Genomic DNA, 22,381 nt, shown 5'->3' with positions numbered 1-22,381 from the left:
CTAAGGTTGAAAATTTTTTGAAAGGATTGCCCAATCGAAACTATCTCTATTTTTCCATTTTGTTTCCGAGAAGTATTTTCCACCAATCGAATTTAAGATCAATTCCATATATTCCTCTCCTGGATCAAAATCTTTAGCATTCAAAAATATAGAGCCACCCCATTTTTTTTTTGCCTGTGTGTGGCTAAAAATGCCAGAGAAAGTAGCGATATCTTCATTGTTTAAAGGAATTCTATATTTTGAAGTCAGGTCTAAAACCAAATTTTTTACTTTTTCTGTTTGAGCCGTCTGAGCGATAAGTTCTGCCGTATCACGGGCAACAATTTCGATTTGAATGCAATTATCATTTGTGCCTGTTGCTGCAGCGGCCCTTTCTTCCAATTCATCCACAAGTTGGTAGGCTTTTCCGTCTTTATCAACCATTAAGGTTGCGGTTAGATTACGATTTTCGAGCGTCCTTAAAGATTGAAAATAATCTGGAATCGCCGTATAGTGTAACACGATACAGGTGGGATCAATACGTCCTCTGTGAGTGTAACGGACACGATAGGATTCGATAGGAAAGCCCTTTTCATCTTTTTCGATGCTATTGATACTTGATTTAATTGGTTTCGTGATTCCGCGGCCGTTCGTGGGATTAAAGTTTTCTTGTAATTTTTGTTTATTCTCTTTTTTAAGTACCCATCCAGATTCATACCGATCCTTCCAATGATCTTCATCATAAAAGTTACCTTTCAGTTCGGTAAGCATCAATTCTATGAGTTTTTCTCCGCCACACATAGAAAAATCTACGAAACCACCAAACCTTCGTTTCGCTTGATTGTGAGTGAAAATACCGCGCTTTCCTATGATATCAAAATTTGATTTTGGTATGCCCAAATCCTCGGATAGTTGGTCTACTGTTTTACGTAAGGAAGAGAATTGGGATTGGTTTGCTAGGATGTTTTCTTGCGTTCCCTCATAGGCGATATGGATGCTCTCTTTGTCGATACCGGGTGAGGCAAGAAAACTCTTCTTTAAGAAGTCGGGATCAGCGTAAACGATTCCGTTTTTGTCGATTCCTATATGAATCATGAATTGGTTTTCCATGGAAAGACGAATGTAATCTGTTAATTTTCTTTTTTCCGAGGAATGAAGGATGATCGCAGATACAGTTGTTGGATCTCTTGGTTGGGACGTTGCCGATTCAAGTTTCGAGTTTGGAGACAATAATTGTTGGATCGGTTTTGCATCAGGTAGCAAAATATCGACGAGTAAGTTCTTCTTACGAAAAAAAGGGAAACATGAGGTAAAAAGTAGTAAAAATAATGAAAATTTAAGTGCATTATGACAAAATAGACATCTAATCTTTGGATTTAGGATGGTCACATTGGAACCGTTTACACTTTCTAGGAATCGTTTTATTAAATTTGCTCTCAAATGTTTTGCCCTAACTGCTGTTTCTTTAAAAGGTGTAAATTGCGGACCCGGGTTAGTTACCCCTGGCTTGCGCGGTATATCACCCGAAGCGTACCATAATTTTAAATCTTTGCAAGAAGTCTTCCTAAAAGATAGCCCCGTGCCTAATTTTGATTTAGGCCTTGCCTTAGACAAATATATTTACGGACATCCCTATCCGATTGAAACAGAGAGCGTATTGCAGTTGTTATTGAGTTTACCTTCTTCTATACTTGCTGCAATCGCCTTAGATTTTTCCTTCACCCCGATGGTAAAATTATCCGCTGAGGAAAGAGAGAAAAGACTTCTTTCATGGAAGACATCTTCACTAGGATTAAAACGCGGAGTTTACTCCATTTTTAGACAAATATCATTCTTTCTATTAAGCTCAGACAAAGAATACCAAAAGTATGTCGGCTATCTTAAATAAGGCGGAAATTCAATGGGCATACCAGCAATAAATTCACAAATCATCACACCAAAACTTCACGAATCCATTATTAAAGAAAATCAGATTTCTGAAGGTAATTGGAAATTATCTGCAGATGCCATCATCATTGGCTCTGGGGCAGGTGGCGCTGTTGCCGCGGCTGAGCTTTCTCGATCGGGATGGAAGGTGATATTGATCGAAGAAGGTAGTTATTTCACTCCGGCCCAGTTCAATTCGGATGAATTTTTATCCCAAGCTCGTTTATACCGCGATGCGGGATTTATTGTTTCGGAAGAACAAACGATCTCCATACTTCAAGGAAAAACTGTTGGAGGTTCTACGACGGTCAATTGGCAGACTTCCTTATATCCTCCTGATTATGTGACCAATGAATGGGAAAAAAGATTCGGTTGGAAAAATTCATCTCGAGAAGCTATGGATGAGTATGTTACGGAAGTACATGAACGGTTAGGTGTTCATGAAGTCCCTGAGAATCTTATCAATGCAAACAATGATGTCTTGAGGATAGGTGGCAATAAGTTAGGTCTTCACCCGCAGGTTCTAAAAAACAATAACAGAGGATGTATCGGTACAGGTCATTGTGGACTAGGATGCCCTATTAACGCGAAACAATCGGCGTTTTTGACCTGGATTCCTGATGCACTCCATCACGGAGCAACTGTTATCTCTAATATGCGTGCAGTAAAAATAAACGATGGCAAGGTTAAAACTGTCTTTGCAGAATTTACGCCAGATGCTTATGAGAAAGCTCCAAACGTACATCTTCAATCCTTGGAGCTCACAGCTCCCGTTGTCATTGTGAGTGCAGGAGCCATCGAGGGACCTGCATTACTTCAGAGAAGTGGTATCGGAAACAAATGGGTAGGTAAAAATTTAAAAGTTCACCCGACATCTACAATCTTTGGAAAATTTGCGACAGAGATCAATATGTTCAAGGGACCTCCACAATCCATTGTCGTTAAGGATGGGCATAACCAAGATGGGACAGGATATGGTTATTGGTTAGAAGCTGCACCTTATCGACCCACGCTTGCTTCTTCCCTAATTCCTTTTTATGGTAAAACACAATTTGATGTAATGAAAGATTATACAAATTATAACGCTGGTATTGTCCTTGTTCGCGATGGTGCAGACGGCGAAGCAAATGGTAGTGTCGAATGGAGTCTTGGACGAAGGAAAGTATATTTCGAGTTAACACCAACAGACGGATTGAATATGCTTAAGGGTCTGAAGACGTTGGCTGAGATTACTGTTGCCGCTGGCGCTACGGAACTGATCTTCCCGTTCACCCGATTTTCAGAGCCGGTAAAAGTGAATGCACAAACGAATTTTGACTGGATTCTAAAGGAAGGCTTCAAACCAGGTCAACTTTCAGTCGGATCAGCCCACCCGCATGGCTCCATACAGTCGGCAGATGTGGAAAGCAAAGGCGCTGTTGACCTCAATTTGGAACTCTTTGGACACAAAAATATCTTCGTTATGGATGCATCCATTTATCCGACAGGTTTATCGGTAAATCCGCAGATCACAACAATGAGTATGGTTTTGCGAGCAGCTCGTGCGCTCTCGAAACAAAAAGAAGATAGATCAAAAGTTTAAATTTTTTCAAAAATTCCCTTCCATTCCCATGAGTTTTATGTATTTTGGAACTTGTGGGAAAACTTTTCTCTCTACTACTTATCATTATATTTTCGCTGCCAGTTTTCTCTAACGAAAATGCTTTATTGAAAGATGCAAAGAAAGCATTTTCGAGAAAGGCATATTCAGAAGCGATCAAAAAGTTCTCAAAGTATTCAGATCTTCATCCTTCAGATGGAGAAGCTTATATGTACTTAGGATATATTTATGAATATAAAAAAGATTATCCGAATTCCGTACAAAATTTTCGCAAAGCTGCGGAGCTGAACCTAGAAAGAGATCACAAAAAAACTGTATTATTAAAGTTAGCATTGTTTTTTAACTATCATCAAGATTGGAATTTAGCCGCTACTTATGCAGCACGATATTTGAAGTATGATTCAAAAAATGAAGAAATGCAAAAGATATATAACCGTGCTACTAGCAATCGTGGAAACCCAACGAGTAACACAACTTATATTCAGCCGCCGAAGACAGTTGAAACAAAACATGCAGTAGAAAAACAAGAAATTAAGAAACCAGTTGCTTCGCTCGAGAAGGATGCAGAAGATTTAAAACCAAGTTCTGAATATGAGAAAGAACTTAAACTAACACCAAATGACGAAAACCTAAGATGGGAATATAGCCTTGCTCTCATTGAAGAAAAAAAGTACGATTTAGCAGAAGAAAATATAAAACAACTCATTGAAAAAAATCCAAATCGCACAAGATACCACTATAAGATGGGTATTGTGAAACTGCGAAAGGACGATCCGAAAGCAGCTATCGAATCATTTGAAAAGGCCCGAAAAAACCCTTTTTCCAAGGATCCGAATGTCTTTCTTTATTATGTCCACCTGAATGAAGGCATCGCCTATCAAAAATTAAAACAGTTTGAAATGGCAGAATCCTCTTTTAAAGAAGCGCATAAGCAATTGGCAAAGGATACGCCTCTGCTAGCATTAGCAAGACTCAATCATGACCAATCGAAGTGGTCACAATGTGCCGAAAATGCAGAGCGCGCCATTTCCCTTGCGGGACAAATTGAGTCTCATATGTTTCGTTTCATCTGTTTAGCAGAAGATAATAAATCTGGACCGAAAGTAGAGTCTAGCTTTGAAAAATACTACGGTTACTTAGAATCAAACTTTCCCGTTCCGCTTAAGTCACCAGAGAAATACCAAGTTGGATTTTTACGTTTAGCGCGATATTTAACCACGCTCGGAAAAGAAGCTGCCGCCGAGAAATACTTTTCGGTGCTTGAATCAGACTCGTCTATCAACCAAACACGCGAATATTTATTCTATCGAGGTAAAAATTTATTTTATTTAGGAAAAACGGATCTTGCTATCTCGCTATTGCAGAAGGTAAGCAACTCTTCTGCCTCCCATTACTTATTAGCTCGCTGTTATGCGAAAAAATCTGATCTGCCAAATGTAAAACTTAACCTTAAGGCTGCCGGTAATCTAAAAGAGGAATATTGGGAAATGGCAAAAAAAGAATCAGACTTTGCCATCTATGAAAAGGATATTACATTCAAGGAATTTCTTGCTAATAAAGGGGAAGTTGGCCCGAATCAGTAGAAAGTTATTCCTCTTCTTTTTGTTCTTTAAGAGTAGAACCTTTAAATAAATCAGATCTAAATTTTCTAAATGTTTCTATGGAAATTTGACCAGGAGCTTTGGGCTCACCCAAAGTCATATAGGTATAAGAAGAATTAAAATGATCTCCAAATACTCTTGAAATGATGCCTGATTCCCCCATACAAATTCCGATCATCGTATTGGTTTTTGCCAAAAGTTTTATGTCATTCATAAACTCAGCGGTTTCCTGAATGTCCTCAGGCGTAATCGCAAATTTAAAAATCGGATTTTTCTTTTTAACGGGTCGTGAGTTTTGAATGAATTCCTTCATTTCTTTCGCGTAAATGGATTTTTTGAAAGAATGGTAGGAGTAGATGATTCGGAAATTTAACTGTTCGTAGTTTGTGAAAATAGTGTCTTCACGGTTCAATTCGATATCAAGATAGTTTGAATTGTCATTAAAATCTTTCAAAATCCCTTCCACATCTTCTGGGAAAAGTTTAACATAAGATTTTACACTACTATCTTCCGCACGACGGTATGTGAATAAAGCAGGTAAACCAAGAGATTTTATCTTCTTTTTCATTTCTTTTTGGATATAATTTCTTGAAAATAAATCGAGTCTAACTTCAATTACATCGATATCCTTAGTATCTTTCTTTTGAAGATTTCGAATATCGTCCTCTCCAACTGTTGCGATAATTTTGTATGATTCTGGCATGTTTACAGTCCTTTTTGTAGTAAGTCGTGAACAGAGACCATCCCTACAAATTTTTTATTTCCGTCTACTACAGGTGCGACAGAAATGGGACGCTCACGATCTTCCATTTTTAATAATACTTCGTAGGCTTTTTCTTCAGGATGAAAGAAACTAGGCGCTGGATTCATCATTTCTTTAGCCGTTATTCCTTCATTTAATTTTTTGTTGGATAAACTCTTTCTGATATCGTAATCCGTAATCAGTCCGATAAGGATTCCGTTTAAATCTACGACTCCCGTTGCGCCTAAACCTTTCCTGGTGATTTCTTTTAATATTTCATCTAAGTTCGCTGAAATAGAAACAAAGGCATTTTTCTCATCTTTGCGCATAACGTCTGATATATTCAATGAAAGCCTTTTTCCTAGTCGACCGGCTGGGTGAAATAAAGCAAAGTCCTCTGATTTAAAATTTTTAAGCTCCATTAGTGCCATCGCAATCGCATCTCCTAACATTAGCGCGATAGTGGTAGAAGAAGTTGGAGCAAGTGCCAAAGGGCAAGCTTCTTTTAGAATGGGAGTGATGATCGTAATATCAGATAATTCTGCAAGTCTTGACTTGTTATTTGCGGTAATTCCGATGATTTTCGCTCCGATCCTTTTTATAGTAGGTAGTATGAAATTCAATTCTTCCGATTCACCACTTTTACCAATGGCCAAGACTACATCTTCAGCACCAACGATACCTGAATCGCCATGAGAGGCATCTGTAGGATGAAGGAAGTATGCGGATGTTCCTGTGGATGAAAGCGTATGTGAAATTTTTTTTGCGATATCTCCAGATTTTCCAACACCTGTTACGATTACCTTGCCTTTACTTTGAAGGATCAATTCAACACACTTCGCAATGCTCGGATCTAGATTTGCCCGAAAATGGTGAATCGAGGAAATTTCATCATCGAGCGCTCTCTCTATGATTGTTTGTATATTTTTCATAATCTTACTTCCTCTTCCAATGCGATGTCTTCGAGTTTCACTTCTACGATAGCAACTTGGTTCATCATAGGAAATCTAACGAAAACAGCTATTTTGTTTTTACGTTTTTCTATCTCTACCGTTCGGCCAGCCAGAATACCTCCGACAACTTTGACAAATTTACCTTTACTCAAAGCTTCATTTTCTCTGACTTCCACGGTTTCACTTCTAATCTGAAGAATCGATTTTAACGATTCTATATCATCGATTTCGACGGTCGCAGGTTGCCCTTTATGAAATACGAAGTGGTGTGCTCCAGGCAATTGCAATACTTTAACTCGCTCTTTCCAAAATTCAATATAAACAAAAATATAAGATTTAAAACATGGGATTTCAACTGATTTTATTCGATCGCTCCACTTCTTTTTTTCAGTGATGAGTGGGAGATAGTTTTCAATTTTGTATTTTTTAAAAAGTTTAGAAAGCTTTTTTTCTGCGCGAGGATTAGTGTAAACTACATACCATCGCCGTTCTTCGTTAGTTGGATCATTCTCTGGCATGAATTCGAAATCGGATCGGTAGAACTAGATCCTTTCCTTTTGGGAAATTGAATTTCCATTCACGTAATTGAGACCTAATTTGAGCATCGAAAACATTGTACTTGCAGGGTGCTATGACCACCAATTTTTCAGCCTGTCCGTTTTCTGCAACAGTAACACGAAACGAGCAGTCATCTTCCAACCCCTGCTCGATTGCCAATTCTGGATAAGTTAAGGCGTTACGAAATAAATCAATCTCCCGCTCTTCTGCATGTGTCCCCATTTCTGTATCAGAACGTAAGGGAGAGGGAGAATTTTCACCAAGACCGATTTTGTTGGCAACGTCTCGCGAGTATAAAGAAATGGCCGATCCATGAGTTAGGCGAAGTTTTATCAGATTTTCAGATTCTGACTCAGTGAAAAAGAAAGTCAATAAAATCGAAAAATGGAGAAAGAGTGAAAGTATCCAATATTTTGAGAATAACGGTGTCTTAAGAAACATAAGCCAACAAAGCCCTTTCATTTGTCATCTTCTCAAATCCACAGGATAAAAAAAACTTAATTGGATCATTTCCAATCGAGTTTTTACTTGGTTTCATATGCCTTCTAGCTGGGGAAAAATTTTTAGAGTATCGACTTACGGTGAATCACACGGAGTTTCCGTTGGTGTTGTGATTGATGGTGTGCCTGCAGGATTGCCCTTTCCCGCGGAGGAGATCCAAAGAGATCTGACTCGGAGACGTCCTGGTCAAAATGACTTAACGACTCCCCGAGATGAGGAAGACAGAGTCATGGTTGAGTCTGGAGTTTTCGAGGGAAAAACCACTGGCAGTCCCATTTTACTAAAAGTTAATAATAAAAATACGATTGGAGCAGACTACGATGAGATGGCTCACGTCTTTCGTCCCTCCCACGCAGATTATACCTATTCAGAAAAGTATGGCCACAGAGCACATGTCGGTGGCGGAAGGTCATCGGTGCGAGAAACGATCGGGAGGGTGGCAGCGGGAGGCTTGGCACGGGTCATCTTAAAGCGAGAGCTGGGCATAGAAACGATTGCCTGGGTAGACAGTGTGGGGCAAATCGATTCCAATATTGCTGAGCCCCAATTTCCACCTAGCCGAGAGTTTGTTGATCAATTTCCAACAAGATGTCCAGATAAAAATGTAAACGACCAAATGGAAACCTTGATTAGAAAATTGAGAGATGAGGGGGATTCGGTCGGGGGAGTCGTAAAAGCCATCGTTAGAAATTTACCTCCTGGCCTTGGGGATCCTGTTTACGATAAGTTAGATGCTGATCTAGCAAAGGCATTGCTTTCCATTTCTGCCTGTAAAGGATTTGAGGTAGGGTCTGGTTTTTCTGGTACTCGCCAAACTGGCAGCATACATAATGATGAATTTTATTTAGAAGATGGCACCGGCAAAGTCAAAACGCGTACGAACAATTCTGGTGGAATCCAAGGTGGAATTTCAAATGGAATGGATCTGGTTGTCCGAGCTGCGTTTAAGCCAACATCAACTATCAAGAAAGAACAAAAAACGGTCAATGATCAGAACGAGGAGACGGTCTTGAAGGCGAAAGGTCGACATGATCCTTGCGTATTGCCCAGAGCTGTTCCGATCGTAGAAGCAGTGATTAACCTAGTTCTGATTGATGCCTATTTTTATCAAAGATCCTTACAACCGAAATGGTTTTTGAAATACGCTAATCTCGACAACATACCAAACCAATAAAAAGATGAAAGTATATCAAGTGTTATTGGTAGAAGATGATGGAACAAATGCAGGCGTCATTATCAATCTTCTTGAGAGATACAATTTTCTCGTCACACATGTTACGGATGGGATCTTGGCTTTATCACGTGTTAGGTTTAAAGAATTTGATTTGATTGTCTGTGACATAATGATGCCTCATTTGGACGGGTTGTCTTTTATCGAAAAGGGGAAAGAATTTTACAAACAGACGCCTGTCGTGATGCTAACTTCGGCAGGTGATAAAGAAATGATCGTCCGTGCAGCCCAGAGCGGGGTCAGCGCCTACTTACTGAAACCTGTGACAGCAGAGGCTTTATTTGAAAAAATCGCACCGCTTTTGCATTTGAGTCCTGATTCCCTAATAGATAAGAAACTTTTTCCATTGCATTTGGATTACAATACTCCTTCGCTGACCGAAATCTATATGAAAATCGAAGGCATTCCCTGGAGGAAAGACAAAGGTCGGATTTTCGAATCCTTTAGCCATTTCCTGGCAGGTCGAAGCTTCTTTACCGACTTGCATATCTCGATTGAGTCCCATTTTTTTCTAGATGGAAAAGCCCTCCCCATCTTGGAAGATTTTCTGATTGGCTTGGCCCAAAAGACAAAGATTAGATCGAAAAATATCCAGATCCAGTCAGCTTATTTAAAAAGTCTTGGTACTAGTCTCAAAGAATACGACTGTCTACGAGATGTATTTATAATTTAGAAAGGAAGGTTTGACAGAATTCATGAACTCTGGTCTCATCATAACAAGGGGGCTAGCTTTTGGTTAAAATTAAGATAGATGGCGTCGAGTTCGAAGTAGACGAGAAAAAAAACCTTATAGATGCGGCCAAGGATGTCGGCGTCGAAATCCCTTATTTTTGTTATCATCCCGCATTATCTATTGTTGGTATGTGTCGTATGTGCCTCATTGAGATCGAAGGCGTTCCACGGCTCCAGGCGGCTTGCAATACTCCAGTCAAAGAAGGAATGGGCATAGTCACTAAGTCGGATCGAGTCAAAGAGGCACGAGCTGGCACGATGGAATTCCTTCTCGCGAATCACCCGTTAGACTGTCCTGTCTGTGATAAAGCAGGAGAGTGTAAGTTACAGGACAATGCATTTGGATCTGGAACGGGACATTCGCGATTTGAGTTCGAGAAACGAAACGTTCCTCAGGAAGAAATCGGAACTAATTTAATCATCAATCATAATCGATGCATCGTGTGTTACCGTTGTGTAAGATTTGAAGAAGAAAAAGTCGGAGTCTCCAATCTGGGTCTTTTCGAAAGAGGAAACCATTCTCTTATCGGACTGGCAAACAACGAACCCATTGATCATAATTTCCAGGGTGCTCTTGCAGATATCTGCCCTGTCGGTGCTCTACTCAATAATAAAACATTATTTAAATCAAGAGTTTGGTGGTATAAATCCCATTCTTCGGTTTGTCACGGATGTTCTACAGGCTGTAATGTAACAACCAACGTACGAGACAACAAAATGTATCGTTATATGGTAAAGGAAAACCATGAAAAGGGCATGTTCTTTTTATGTGACAAGGGTCGTTTTGATTTGGATTGGATGAATGAGAATAGACTCTTTTCTTATTTGGACTCAGGAAAGTCTTCTACTTCTGTCGAAGTTTTACCAAAGATTGCCAACTTAATGAAATCGGCGAAAGGCATTGCCGTTATCGGCGGTGCGCATGAGTCGAACGAGAATCTAACAAAGATCAAAAATACCCTTTCATCAATCTCAAGTCAGTTAAATGGGAAATCCATTTTGTTTGAAGCACGGGTTCAAGACGCGCAATACAAAGAAACAGAACAAGTTGATTTTTTAATGACGAAAGACTCTCATCCTAACACGAAAGGTGCATTGGATCTCGGACTCACGACTAGTGATGGTATATCCGGAATTGAAGCCCAATTGGCAAAGGGATCGATCGATCTTATTTTTGTTATAAAGGAAGAAATACCTTCTTCACTTATAGGAAAAGCGAACCTTGTCGTTTTGGACACAAATCTAACTCAGAGTGCGAAATCAGCGACTTATGCCGTACCGATTAAGATCTTTGCGGAAGAGTCTGGATCTTTTACTAATAAAAACAGCTTAATCCAAAATTTTGAGAAATCGATGGAAGCACCGAAGGGTCTTCCCTCTTCTGCCGAATTTTTTGAAAAACTAAGTGTAAGCCTTGTTTCTAAAGAGGAGGCTCTTCTTGGGAACCGTTAATGTTATCAATGTCGCTAAACGACATCAGTTTTCCTGGTATGAGAAATTTTACTTTTGGTCGATTGGGAAGGGGATGTGGATTACTATCAAACATTTCCTGAAGGTAGCTCTTTTCAACAAGCAGGTGACCATAGAATACCCGGAGAAAAAGAGACAGTACTCCACAAGGTTCCGTGGTATGCATTCGATGAAACGCGATGAACAGGGTCGGGAACGATGTACTGCCTGCTTTTGTTGTATGTGGATTTGTCCTGCGAATGCCATAACAATTCATGCGCAGGAAGTTCCCTCCGATCGGCAACATTTGCACACGGAAGACAAATATGCAGAAAAGTTTGAGATCAATTTGCTTAGATGCATTTTCTGCGGGTTATGTGAAGAAGCATGTCCGAAAGGTGCCATTTATTTGGATGGTGGTGGAGAAATGGCAGCCGACAATCGCGAAGATTTGATTTTGACGAAAGAAAGAATGATGGAAAAAGTTGGCGGTCCGTTGATTGGTCAGAGAAATTAATCGCTAATTCGACTTCACGTACGAATCTTTGTTTTTCATCAAATTTAATTTCGATACCAGAACGAGGTGTATCCTCGTTTTAATCTTTTTCCTGTTTCCCTTATTTGCTAACGGCACCATCATCGAAGATGAGGAAGATGAAAATCGATTAATCGAAAATCATGCGGTTGAAAAATTACGTTTTGGGTTAGCAAACCATATCCATTATTATAAAATCAAAAAAACTAAAAATACAGTCGTCGAACAAAGATCAGGTCGTCATCGTCTACTAGATCATAACCTAATCCTTCGTGCCATTTTCCAAAGAAACGTGATCCATAAATCCTATGGCGCGCTTGGAAACTTGTTTGAAGGGGCAAGTTTTATCGATTTTGGTAGTGCCATTTTATATGAGGAGGGCGCCGTTACCGTCAGAGATTTATATGAAGATGAAATCCTAAAGCCCCATCTCTTTAAAATTGTGGCAACGGATATCAATGATACCTCTTTTGATCATACTAGATATATTGAAATTCATATGAATGAAAGAGAACCATTTCCCTTCGCATTTAATGAAATTCCTGTTCTCTTAGATGACCCTGAGTACATTCGCATTCTAACAAAGATTTACGCCAAAGATGAGTTTTCACCTGTTATCTTTCGCTCTACGAATTCAGGACCAGATTTATTCTATACGGTTGAAGAAATGAAGGAGCATTTTGCCTCCATATTGTCCGCAAATCCCAATCGAAATATTTTATATTTTTTCAATCGTTTCATTTTTTTTCGATCTGTGTGTTCGGAACAATTCCAACTGATCGGTACTATCGATGAGAAGATCGGGGTAAATCACAGTTTCAGCGCTTGGAAGTATGTGGATTGGAACCGGAGAAGCTATATGGATGCTTTTCATCCCAATTGGCGCTATGTCAATCTGATCAATGAGACATATATCGCCTTTGGAGATCAAGCAGATGGGTACTTACGTATCAAAAAGTGTGCCTTCGAAAGAAGAATGCGTTACTTTGGTAACAAATTAAAGAAAACCATATCAAAATCGTGATTTATTCTTTCCATTAGAACGGAACCGTGTACGTTTTTCATATCTACTACCCAGAGAGAGGAAATTTATGGGGAATTCATATATCGTCGATGCAGTTAGAACACCTCGAGGAAAAGGAAAAAAGAGAGGAACTCTCGCGAGTGTCCACCCTCAAGAGCTTTCCGCTGCTACGCTCAAAGCGCTACAAGAAAGAAACGGAATTGATCCAAAAACAGTTGAAGAAGTCGTACTTGGTTGTGTATCACAGGTTGCTGATCAAGCTGCATGTATTGCTCGTTATGCGGTAATGGCTGCTCATTGGCCCAAAGAAGTTCCTGGATATACCGTAAACAGGTTTTGCGGATCAGGATTACAAGCATTGAATAACGTAGCGAACCATGTTGCGGCAGGGGCTATGGACTTAGCAGTGGGTGGTGGAGTCGAATCCATGAGCCGCGTTAAGATGGGCGATGATATGCTTGGTCGTGATTTCAACGTTGGAAATGAGAAGATTGCACAATTTTACAATTTAGTGCCTCAAGGAATTTCGGCTGATTTGATCGCTACTAAATACGATATTTCTAGAGAAGAAGCGGATAGATTTGCTGAATCATCACAAATCAAAGCAGCCAACGCTGTAAAGAATGGATATTTCAAAAAATCAATCGTTCCTGTCAAGTTAGATGATGGAACCATTGTTACAGAAGAAGAGAATCCTCGTATTGAATCTGATTATGCTTTTTTATCTGGACTTGGTCCGGTATTTAAAACGATCGGTGAACAAGAATTAGATGCAATTGCTCTTCGCTCTTATCCAGAAATTAAGAAAATCAATCACATTCACACACTTGGAAATTCATCCGGTATCGTGGATGGTGCAGCAGCATTGCTAGTAGCTAATGATGAAGGTTTAAAAAAATATGGTCTAAAACCACGAGCACGAATTCTTTCTTCTGCTTCGACTGGTGAAGATCCAACGATCATGCTAACAGGACCAGTTTCTGCTTCGCAGAAAGCCTTAAAACTAGCAGGATTAACTGTGAATGATATCGACCTTTGGGAAATCAATGAGGCTTTTGCTTCTGTGGTTCTCTACGTTAAAAAGACCTTAGGCATTGATGGAGAAAAGATCAATGTGAATGGTGGTGCCATGGCACTAGGTCATCCACTTGGAGCTACTGGAGCTATCTTGACTGGGACGGTTCTTGATGAGCTTGAGAGAAGAGATCTTCGTTACGGTTTAGTCACTCTTTGTATCGGTGGCGGAATGGGAATTGCGACAATCATCGAGAGATTGAAGTAAGATAAGATTCGAAAGGGAGGTTAGCTAGATTGGACTGACGATCTAGCTAACGTTTAAAGCGCACATGAAGCCAGGCAAAGTATATACATATACGATCGTCTACGTGGGATTCGGACATATGGCTGAACGCGCGCCCTATGTTCTTGCAATCATTGATTTTCCAGATCACCAAAAAATAACTGCCGTAATCGAGGATGTCACCGATTTTAGCCAAATCAAAATTGGAGTAACAGTCCAATTCAAAAGGGTAGACGAAAAAATCGGCTCCATCTATTCTCTATAACTCACTGGTATCTAACTGCTGAAAATGATGGCTTCATTTGGCAGGACTCTTAAAAATCCGTCCTCTAATTCCTGTTTTAATAAAGCCGACCTTCCAACGGAACTAAAGAGAATTTCGTCTAATTGCCATTTTCGAGGGTAGGAAACCTCTACATTCTCATTGGTGAAATTTAAAAAGATAAAGGTCTCCTCTTTCCCTTCTTTTCTCTTATAGAACAATACTTTCTTATCTTTACTCAGATTGATTTTTAGATTTCCCTTTCGAAGAGATTTTCTGTTCTTGCGTAGTTGAATCAATTGTCTATAGGTATTGTATAAGGAATTGTTATCTTGACTTTGGACTTCAACATTCACTTTATCTGCCTTCTCGTAAGTTGGCAGCCAGGGAACGCCAGTCGTAAAACCAGTGTTTTTTGATCCATCCCATGCCATAGGTATTCTTTCTGGATCTCGTCCCGGATGAAACGGCCAATACTTTTTCCCTACAGGGTCTTTGATTTTTTTAAATGGAACTTTTTGCCGTTCCATACCGATTTCTTCACCATAGTATAAGAATGGCGTCCCCCTAAGCGTTAGCATGAGAGTAGCAGCCACTTTCGCTCGGGGAATGGTTTCCCCTTCTTTCATATAACGCGTGATATGTCTAGGAAAATCGTGATTTGAAAGGGTGTAATTTGGCCAATTTTCTTCACCTAAGGCCGATTCAAAATCTTTAATGATTTGAAAGAAACTTTCCGCCTTCCATGGCGAGAATAAAAACATAAAATTGAAAGCTAAGTGAAGTTCATCATTTTTTCCACAGTAAGTAGCTGGAAGAGTTACATTCCCTGGAAAATCTTGCATGACCTCGCCTACGGCAACTCTTTTATCTGGATACGAATCTAAAAGTTTTCTAAGGCGTCTCAAAATACCGTGCATTTCGGGCCTATCGCGATCATAGGTATGTACCTGTTTATCATACGGCCTAGGACCCTTCATAAAATAAGAAATATTATTTCTTAGAAACTCATCTTTGACATATAAGTTAACAACATCTAAACGAAAACCATCCACACCCATATCCAACCAAAATCGAATCATTTTGAAGATGGCATTTTCTACATCAGGATTGCGCCAATTTAAGTCGGGCTGTTCTTTTAAGAAGGAATGGAAGTACGACTCGCCTGTGCGTTTATCAAATTCCCAACCTTGTCCACCAAAAGCGCCTAGCCAGTTGTTTGGCGGAACTCCATGAGGTGTCTCTTTCCATAGATACCAATCTCGTTTAGGACTATTCTTTGAAGAACGAGATTCTATGAACCAAGGATGTAGATGAGATGTGTGATTGACGACAAGATCCATAATGATCTTAATGTCTCGTTTGTGGGCTTCCTTTAATAATTTCCTAAATGTGGAGAGATCACCAAAAACAGGATCTATTTCTTCATAATTTGAAATATCATAACCGAAATCGAACATTGGTGAAGGATACACGGGAGAAAGCCAAATCGCATCGACACCAAGGGAATCCTTTGAACCACCAAGATAATCTAAACGCTGGATAATCCCTTCTAGGTCACCGATTCCGTCTCCATTCGAGTCTTGGAAACTGCGTGGATAAATTTGATAAATGACTGCTTCTTTCCACCAATTCATATTAAAAATCTATCTCAAAAACTCCCTGATTTTCTTTCATTTGGGTAACTTCTAAGATTTTCTCCTTTATTGAAAAAATAAGATCAGAATTTTCAACTTTGAAACCATCTTTTGTTTGGATATGAAACGAGTCATACGCAAAATCGGCGCTAGTTGAGATACGAACAAAAATAACATTTAGATCAAAATCAAGTAACGTTCTTAAAATTCTATAAACCAAACCCAGAGAGTCCGGGAGCCTAATTTCTAACACAGTATAATTAATTGAAATATCGTTTGAGAATTTTACCAATTGTTCCACCATACCATCAGGAATTTTGATGGGGCTAGACCAAATATTGCTCGTTGTGGCTATTTCTTCGATATTAAGTTTTCCATTTATGCAGTCCTTTATGGTGTGCTCGATGGTTTCAATTTGTTCGGACCCTATGGCACCGGATCCGATCTGATCTGTAATTTGTGCCTGTAAAATGATATCACCATTGACGGTTCGAAACAGTCTCATCCCAACGAGATTAAGTCCTAAAGAAGAAATAGTACCGCATACAAAAAGTAACAACTGTCTGTTTTCTGAGCTGAATATAGATATTGTGATAAATGCTGGTTCAGACTCTGAAATAAATTTTATGGATTCTTTTGATGCATTCCATTCCATAATGTTAACAAAATGCTGAAAAATTCGACGCGGTGTATTATAATTTAAATAGGATTGTGGTTTTACGTCTAATGCGAATTTAACGATCCCACGGCAAACATCTGGTTCGAGTCCTTCTTTTTCAATCAGATAAGATTCTAGCGTTTGTCCTATCCGTTCAATGGTTTTAATGGGGTTCGTATTCTTTTCTAGAATTTCTAAGGTGGAGCGATAAAGGAAATATAAGATTTCTTTTTTCCAATTTGTTAAAACACCTTTGCCAACCGATTTGGTATCGATAATGGTCAAAATATATAGAAGACGTAGAGTATTTGGCGTAGCAAATATTTTTGAAAAATTTAAAATTAACTCTGGGTCATGAATGTCTCGTTTTGAAGAGAGTTCAGACATGATGATGTGTTCGGCGACTAGAAATCGAAGTAGCTCCGTATCTTCCTCACTGAATCTAAATCTTTCCGCGACAATCAGTGCTAACTCAGCGCCGTATTGGCAATGGTCACCTTCTTTTACTTTACCGGCATCATGAATGAGTATAGCGAGAATAAGAATGTCAACTTTTTCGCACTGGTTGAAGATTTCTTGAACTTGGAGGTCTTCCCAGGTTCCTTCTATAAGGAGATCGAGTTCTCTTAAAATGAGTAGCGTATGCTCATCTACAGTATATTGATGATGAAAGCTGAACAAAGGAAAATTGGTACAAGCTCCAAATTCTGGTATCAGTTTTCCGAGAATATTACATTCATGCATTAACGTCAGCAAATGGCCCACTTGCTTTTTGTTTTTGATCAATTTGATAAATGAATCAATGACGATTTTATTACTCTTAAAATCTTCATCGATAAAATTAGAAGCAAATCTTAAATCATTTAATAAGATGCGTGATGGCTCTGTTCCTGTTTCCTGCGCATCTAAAAAAAAGTGAATTACCTCTTCATATAGAGTGTCAGGATTTGAAAATGATTTCGTATAACTTGGAACAATGGGTGTTTTTCTGGCATCCAAGTACATTCCCAAATAAAAATAAATTTCTTTTTGAGATTTATAAAGAGCACTCATAAATCTTTCGATCGCATTTAGATTTGTTTTTTCTCCAAATCCCAAAAATTCTGCAACTTCTGGTTGATAGTTCAAATCAAGGCGATCGTTTTTTCGACCAGATAATATATGTAGGGCTGATCTTGTGAGAAGTAAAAAATCATAAGCGTTTAGGATTGGAAGTGTGTCACCTTTAAGAAAGAAATCGAAAACTCCAGATCCATGATCATTCTTTAAGAGACTTGTCTTCTCCAGCCAGTAGATAAACTGAACATCTCTTAAACCGAGTGGATCATTCTTAAGATTCGGTTCTGAGAGCAGAAACGGGTCATAGGAATTAATGATTCGTCCTTCCAAAAAAGCGATTTTAAACTCGTTGAATTCTGCTACTCTATCAGAGGGTAGTTTCTCCAGGAAATCTGACTGATACTTGATATATAACGGACGTGAGCCTATCAAAAATCGAGAGTCAAGTACTGCATGATAGCTTTGGATATTCTCAAGAGATTCGAAAGACTCTTTGATGGTTCTACAGGTATGGCCAACTTCTCTCCCGTTATTATATAGAAAATTGTTAATTTTCGAAATGATCGCAGTGAGAATTTCGTGTTTCAATTTACCATCATGGAGGTAAAGAAGATCAATGTCGGAATACGGAGCAATTTCCATTCTCCCGTACCCACCAATTGGTATCAAGGCAAGGTGTTGAGACACAGAATACTCCTGATCCAAGCCCTGAAATAAGGAAACAAGAGACGAATCGATTAAATAGCTAAGTTGACGGGTGAATAGCCTACCAGACTGTATGGTTTTGGCTTTGGGAAAGGTTCTTAAAAGTTTTGCCTTGAGTTCTAATTTCATGGCTAGAATGATTGGGATGGAAGCGAAGGATTAAAATGGTATTTCATGAAGACTAAAATTAGAATCATATTTACATACATTATTTGTCATCTTATTTCTTATTTTGTGGTTTCTATACCATATTATCAATTCGTCATGAAGAAATACTATGTAGGAGAAGGAGCGATCTTTCAAAGATTTCTCATTACCGAAAGTAATCCATTGCTCTGGGCAGAGGCAATGAGATTATTTTTCCCGATACAGATCATAAATGCGTTTTTGTTTTCTATTCTATTGGTGCATACCTTAGACTGGCTAAAAAAACAGTCGATTCCTAGCATTTTATTTTTTGTTTTTTGGAGCAAGGGCATCATCAGCGGGCTACTTGCCATTTCGCCTGCTCCTGGGAATCTGGAAGGTGTTCTTTTTTTTATACCTGATGTCAGTTTAAAAATTCATACGCTTGTCGCTTTGGAAATGTTTATGCAAGCACTCTTGGTTTCTCTAATGTTCGTAATTGTAAATTTAAAACTCTGGAAGACGACTAATGAGAATTAAAATCTATTTTAGTCTCTTATTGTCTTTTATTTATGTGCCAATTTCGATTGATTCACAGACGATCGATTCTTCACTTTGGTTGCCTAAAAAATATAGTACGGAAAGAATTTCTAGTTATGATCGATTAGGTGGAAATGACGACTTTATTAAGATACCCGGAAAAGGTAAAAAGGTTATAGCAGAAATAAAAGGATCAGGAGTCATCAAACACATTTGGATCACTTTAAATTCAAAAGATCCGATGGTTCGCAGAAATACTGTCATCAGAATGTATTGGGATGGAGAAACTAAGCCATCTGTAGAAGTTCCGTTAGGTGACTTTTTTGGACAGGGTTGGGGAGAGGAATATATTTTAAATTCGGCGCTCTTAGTTGTGGGACCGAAAAAAGGTAAGGCGTTGAATTCTTATATACCTATGCCATATGCAAACACAGCTAAGATCGAGATTGAGAATGAAAGTGATGTGGAAATAGAAAATTTTTATTTCTATGTTGATTATGAAAAATGGATCACCCCACCTGATTCTGATCTAAGATTTTTTGCTTCTTGGAATCGAACCATTACCACTCCGAATACAAAAGATGGTCGAGAAAATGAATGGGCCCTACTAGGAGAAACGGAGAAGGCACCATTAGACATAAAGAATCAATTTGTTGTCCTCGATACGAAAGGAAGAGGTCACTTTATTGGATTAAACCTTTATGTAGACTCACCGACTCCCATGTGGTATGGGGAAGGAGATGATCAGATCTTTATAGACTCAGAAAAATGGCCACCGAAACTGCATGGAACAGGAACAGAAGACCTCTTTAATACAGCATGGTGTCCGAAAGAAATTTTCATGCATCCCTTCTTTGGTTATCCAAGAATTAGCGATAGCGTTGGCTGGTTGGGAAGAACGCATCTTTATCGTTTCTGGTTGGAATCTCCTCTTGCCTTTGAGAAAAGTTTTAAATTTCTTTTAGAGCATGGTCACGCCAATGCCTTGACAGTGGATCTAATCTCTGTATCATACTGGTATCAAAATTTAAATTTCGAAAGTTACGTTCCATTACCAAAAAAAGAGTTCAGGCAAAACCAGCCTGAAATAAATTATCGACATATCCATAAGTGGCGTGATGCCTATAGGAAAGAAAAAGGAAGCGTGTGGGGCAATGAATGAAATCAACGAGTTAAAAACTTCGCAAGAGATTGTTGCCAGATCCATAGATGGTATCCTCGTTTTAAACAATGATAGCAAAATTGTTCTTACAAACCCCGCATTAGAGGATTTAAGTGGTTTCACTTTAGAAGAACTCAAACAAAAAACAATTGGATTCCTATTTCCCATTGATTTCAGTTCCAACAAGGTAGACGACTTAACAGTTTCTTATATTTTAAAGTCTGAAGACTCAAAGTATGTTTCCGGTGCACTCCGCGAGCTCGAAATGCATACAAAACTTTCTGGTCTGGTTCCCGTTGAAATGCGGATCTTTGAAATCCGACCCGCCGGCGAAGGTAAAAATCTTTACGCCTGCATAGTTCGAGACATCAGGGAACGCAAACGTTTAGAAGAACAAAAGACCCTACTCATCAATAGTCTTAAAAGATTAGCGTATATGGATGAATTGACCCTTCTACCTAATCGCAGATCGTTTCAAGATACATTAGTTAAGAGCATCGCGATCGTAAAACGAAGGAACCGAGAAGCGATATTAGGTGTCATAGACATTGATCATTTTAAACAGATCAATGATACCTATGGACATGATACGGGAGACCAGGTTCTAAAGAACATTGCCGTCATATTCCGCGATTGTTTGCGTGAAGAAGACACTGTGGGCAGAATCGGTGGAGAAGAATTCGGCTGCATCCTTCCAGACACGGACGTTCCAGCTGCCACCATCGTATTCCAGAGAATGCTGGACTCTGTCCGCGAGCATCGTTTTTTCATTTTTGATAATTTCTATTTGAATGTCACGATCAGCATGGGGTACACGAAAATCCATCCTACACAGAAACCCGAAGAAGTGATCAAAGCAGCCGACATTGCCCTCTACCAGGCCAAAAATTCGGGAAGAGATCGGATCGAAAGTTACCCCGTTTGAACCGAAATAGCAGTTTTTGCGTAAGACTGCTAATTTTAGCTTCAATTTTTTTGTACTTACTTGACCTAAAAACCCCCTATTCGTAAACTTTTTAGATAGATTAGCACTCTAATGTATAGAGTGCTAAAGAAGTATAGAGAATATGGATCTTTCGCCAAGGCATCGAGTGATATTAAAAGCTCTTGTGGATGAGTTTGTTTCCGACAACAAACCTGTCGGATCCAAGACGCTTTCAGAGAAGTATGAAATCGGACTTTCTCCCGCTACGATCAGAACTTCTCTCTCTGAGCTAGAAGATATGGGATTTATTGTTGCCAGACATACTTCTGGTGGCCGAGTCCCTACGGAAAGAGGCTATCGATTTTATGTCGATAGTTTGGTTACACTCTTTGAGCTAACGTTAAAAGAGAAGCAGAGGATCCAAGAAGAATATCTGAAAATGCAGTTCAGGTTGGATCAAGTGCTCGTCGCGACTTCTCGAGTGCTCGCTTCACTTTCGCAAAGTGCAAGTGTCGTGCTTGGACCTGAAGGTTCATTGGATACTTTAAAACACTTAGAACTCATTCACGTAAATGGTGGTGAGGTATTGATGATATTGGTTATGCGTTCTGGAACAGTTTTGAATCGAAATATTTTTTTCGATCATCATATTTCTCAAGAATCGCTCTACCAAATTTCACGCTATTTAAATGAAAACGTGAAGGGATTCGATGTTCATGAAATACAGAACAATTTGATCCCGCAAATGATGCTAAAAAAAGAAGGGCCAGAAGGGTTCGCACTGCTTGCACCGTCTATAGCTCGTTCTATGGCATCAGAAAATTTTAATTTTGATAATCTCTATATTGATGGGTTAAAAAATTTATATGAAAACTTTCGGGACGAAGAGGATCGTTTAGAGAATATTTTACATCTTTTCGATGAGAAAAATTTTCTGAGAAACTTTTTTACAGAACACGTGCCGATGGATGGAGTATATACGATAATAGGCAAAGATGGTGATGAAAAGTTAGGTGGCGTGACTATCATTACTACGAATTATCGGATGGGTGAGAAGCGTATTGGTTCTATGGGAATTATAGGACCGCAGAGAATGAATTATAACAAGACATTGCCCTTGTTAGAATTCACATCAAAATTAGTTTCTGAAATGATAACAAAAATGAGTCGATAGGT

The 22,381-nt window shown here is 39.1% G+C and carries 21 protein-coding genes; 14 read left to right on the top strand and 7 right to left on the bottom strand.

Annotation, left to right across the window (positions count from 1 at the left end):
• A complete protein-coding gene (locus tag EHQ58_RS01250; RefSeq protein ID WP_246047015.1) occupies positions 1–1,368 on the bottom strand; it encodes a peptidoglycan recognition protein family protein in 1,368 nt (455 codons plus the stop codon).
• Between EHQ58_RS01250 and EHQ58_RS01245 the strand changes: the two genes are divergently transcribed.
• The 3 genes from EHQ58_RS01245 to EHQ58_RS01235 are packed head-to-tail and all read left to right on the top strand — an operon-like array spanning position 1,361 to position 5,088.
• Positions 1,361–1,867 (top strand): hypothetical protein, encoded by a 507-nt coding sequence (locus EHQ58_RS01245; RefSeq protein WP_167883496.1) that lies wholly within the window; start codon positions 1,361–1,363, stop codon positions 1,865–1,867. The two genes, EHQ58_RS01250 and EHQ58_RS01245, sit on opposite strands and share 8 nt — an antisense overlap.
• A gap of 12 nt (positions 1,868–1,879) precedes the next feature.
• Positions 1,880–3,487 (top strand): GMC family oxidoreductase N-terminal domain-containing protein, encoded by a 1,608-nt coding sequence (locus EHQ58_RS01240; RefSeq protein WP_135621524.1) that lies wholly within the window; start codon positions 1,880–1,882, stop codon positions 3,485–3,487.
• Between the two features lie 53 nt (positions 3,488–3,540).
• Positions 3,541–5,088, top strand: coding sequence for a tetratricopeptide repeat protein (locus EHQ58_RS01235; RefSeq protein WP_342776196.1), 1,548 nt, complete (start codon positions 3,541–3,543; stop codon positions 5,086–5,088).
• A gap of 4 nt (positions 5,089–5,092) precedes the next feature.
• Here EHQ58_RS01235 and EHQ58_RS01230 read toward each other — a convergent pair whose 3' ends face one another.
• Genes EHQ58_RS01230 through EHQ58_RS01215 form a run of 4 tightly spaced genes read right to left on the bottom strand, consistent with a single transcriptional unit; the run spans position 5,093 to position 7,821 of the window.
• A complete protein-coding gene (locus EHQ58_RS01230) occupies positions 5,093–5,809 on the bottom strand; it encodes a type I 3-dehydroquinate dehydratase (RefSeq protein WP_135621522.1) in 717 nt (238 codons plus the stop codon).
• A gap of 2 nt (positions 5,810–5,811) precedes the next feature.
• Positions 5,812–6,780 carry a KpsF/GutQ family sugar-phosphate isomerase gene (locus EHQ58_RS01225; protein WP_135621521.1) on the bottom strand — a complete coding sequence of 323 codons (969 nt, stop codon included), beginning with the start codon at positions 6,778–6,780 and terminating at the stop codon, positions 5,812–5,814.
• Positions 6,777–7,319 (bottom strand): UpxY family transcription antiterminator, encoded by a 543-nt coding sequence (locus EHQ58_RS01220; RefSeq protein ID WP_135621520.1) that lies wholly within the window; start codon positions 7,317–7,319, stop codon positions 6,777–6,779. Before EHQ58_RS01220 ends, EHQ58_RS01225 begins: the two co-directional genes overlap by 4 nt.
• A complete protein-coding gene (locus EHQ58_RS01215) occupies positions 7,306–7,821 on the bottom strand; it encodes an LIC_10042 family TonB-like protein (protein WP_135621519.1) in 516 nt (171 codons plus the stop codon). The genes EHQ58_RS01220 and EHQ58_RS01215 overlap by 14 nt, the downstream gene beginning before the upstream one ends.
• 76 nt (positions 7,822–7,897) lie before the next feature.
• On the opposite strand from EHQ58_RS01215, the gene aroC reads away from it, so the two are divergent.
• The 7 genes from aroC (at position 7,898) to EHQ58_RS01180 (ending at position 14,396) form a co-directional block, all read left to right on the top strand.
• A complete protein-coding gene (aroC, locus tag EHQ58_RS01210) occupies positions 7,898–9,034 on the top strand; it encodes a chorismate synthase (RefSeq protein WP_135621518.1) in 1,137 nt (378 codons plus the stop codon).
• 4 nt (positions 9,035–9,038) lie between these two features.
• The gene (locus EHQ58_RS01205) at positions 9,039–9,764 is read left to right on the top strand and encodes a response regulator (RefSeq protein ID WP_135621517.1); all 726 of its coding nucleotides are present in this window, start codon (positions 9,039–9,041) and stop codon (positions 9,762–9,764) included.
• A 59-nt stretch (positions 9,765–9,823) separates the two neighbouring features.
• Positions 9,824–11,275, top strand: a complete 1,452-nt coding sequence (locus EHQ58_RS01200; protein ID WP_135621516.1) for an NADH-quinone oxidoreductase subunit G — start codon at positions 9,824–9,826, stop codon at positions 11,273–11,275.
• Positions 11,262–11,789: a NuoI/complex I 23 kDa subunit family protein gene (locus EHQ58_RS01195; protein ID WP_135621515.1), complete on the top strand. Its 528-nt coding sequence runs from the start codon at positions 11,262–11,264 to the stop codon at positions 11,787–11,789. Before EHQ58_RS01200 ends, EHQ58_RS01195 begins: the two co-directional genes overlap by 14 nt.
• 28 nt (positions 11,790–11,817) lie before the next feature.
• Positions 11,818–12,831, top strand: coding sequence for a hypothetical protein (locus EHQ58_RS01190; protein WP_342776195.1), 1,014 nt, complete (start codon positions 11,818–11,820; stop codon positions 12,829–12,831).
• A 67-nt stretch (positions 12,832–12,898) separates the two neighbouring features.
• Entirely contained in the window at positions 12,899–14,113 is a 1,215-nt protein-coding gene (locus EHQ58_RS01185; protein WP_135621514.1) for an acetyl-CoA C-acetyltransferase, read from the top strand.
• Positions 14,114–14,177: 64 nt separating this feature from the next.
• Positions 14,178–14,396: a Zn-ribbon domain-containing OB-fold protein gene (locus tag EHQ58_RS01180; RefSeq protein WP_135621513.1), complete on the top strand. Its 219-nt coding sequence runs from the start codon at positions 14,178–14,180 to the stop codon at positions 14,394–14,396.
• A gap of 11 nt (positions 14,397–14,407) precedes the next feature.
• Here EHQ58_RS01180 and EHQ58_RS01175 read toward each other — a convergent pair whose 3' ends face one another.
• On the bottom strand, positions 14,408–16,030 hold the full coding sequence (locus EHQ58_RS01175) for an alpha-amylase family glycosyl hydrolase (RefSeq protein WP_135621512.1): 1,623 nt from the start codon (positions 16,028–16,030) through the stop codon (positions 14,408–14,410).
• A gap of 1 nt (position 16,031) precedes the next feature.
• Complete coding sequence (locus EHQ58_RS01170) at positions 16,032–18,581, bottom strand: [protein-PII] uridylyltransferase family protein (protein ID WP_135621511.1); 2,550 nt, start codon at positions 18,579–18,581, stop codon at positions 16,032–16,034.
• Positions 18,582–18,626: 45 nt separating this feature from the next.
• Here EHQ58_RS01170 and EHQ58_RS01165 point away from each other — a divergent pair, with 45 nt between their 5' ends.
• The 4 genes from EHQ58_RS01165 to hrcA all read left to right on the top strand — a co-directional run bounded on the left by EHQ58_RS01165 (position 18,627) and on the right by hrcA (position 22,379).
• Complete coding sequence (locus EHQ58_RS01165) at positions 18,627–19,118, top strand: hypothetical protein (RefSeq protein ID WP_135621510.1); 492 nt, start codon at positions 18,627–18,629, stop codon at positions 19,116–19,118.
• Positions 19,108–20,280, top strand: a complete 1,173-nt coding sequence (locus EHQ58_RS01160) for a glycoside hydrolase family 172 protein (RefSeq protein WP_135621509.1) — start codon at positions 19,108–19,110, stop codon at positions 20,278–20,280. The genes EHQ58_RS01165 and EHQ58_RS01160 overlap by 11 nt, the downstream gene beginning before the upstream one ends.
• Positions 20,273–21,205, top strand: coding sequence for a sensor domain-containing diguanylate cyclase (locus EHQ58_RS01155; RefSeq protein ID WP_135621508.1), 933 nt, complete (start codon positions 20,273–20,275; stop codon positions 21,203–21,205). The genes EHQ58_RS01160 and EHQ58_RS01155 overlap by 8 nt, the downstream gene beginning before the upstream one ends.
• Positions 21,206–21,347: 142 nt before the next feature.
• The gene (hrcA, locus tag EHQ58_RS01150) at positions 21,348–22,379 is read left to right on the top strand and encodes a heat-inducible transcriptional repressor HrcA (RefSeq protein ID WP_135621507.1); all 1,032 of its coding nucleotides are present in this window, start codon (positions 21,348–21,350) and stop codon (positions 22,377–22,379) included.
• Positions 22,380–22,381: the final 2 nt, after the last annotated feature.

It is taken from the genome of Leptospira ognonensis (assembly GCF_004770745.1).
Taxonomy (GTDB): Bacteria; Spirochaetota; Leptospiria; order Leptospirales; family Leptospiraceae; genus Leptospira_A; species Leptospira_A ognonensis.
Note: the sequence above shows the minus strand (reverse complement) of the source record. Positions and strands in the feature narration are given on the sequence as shown.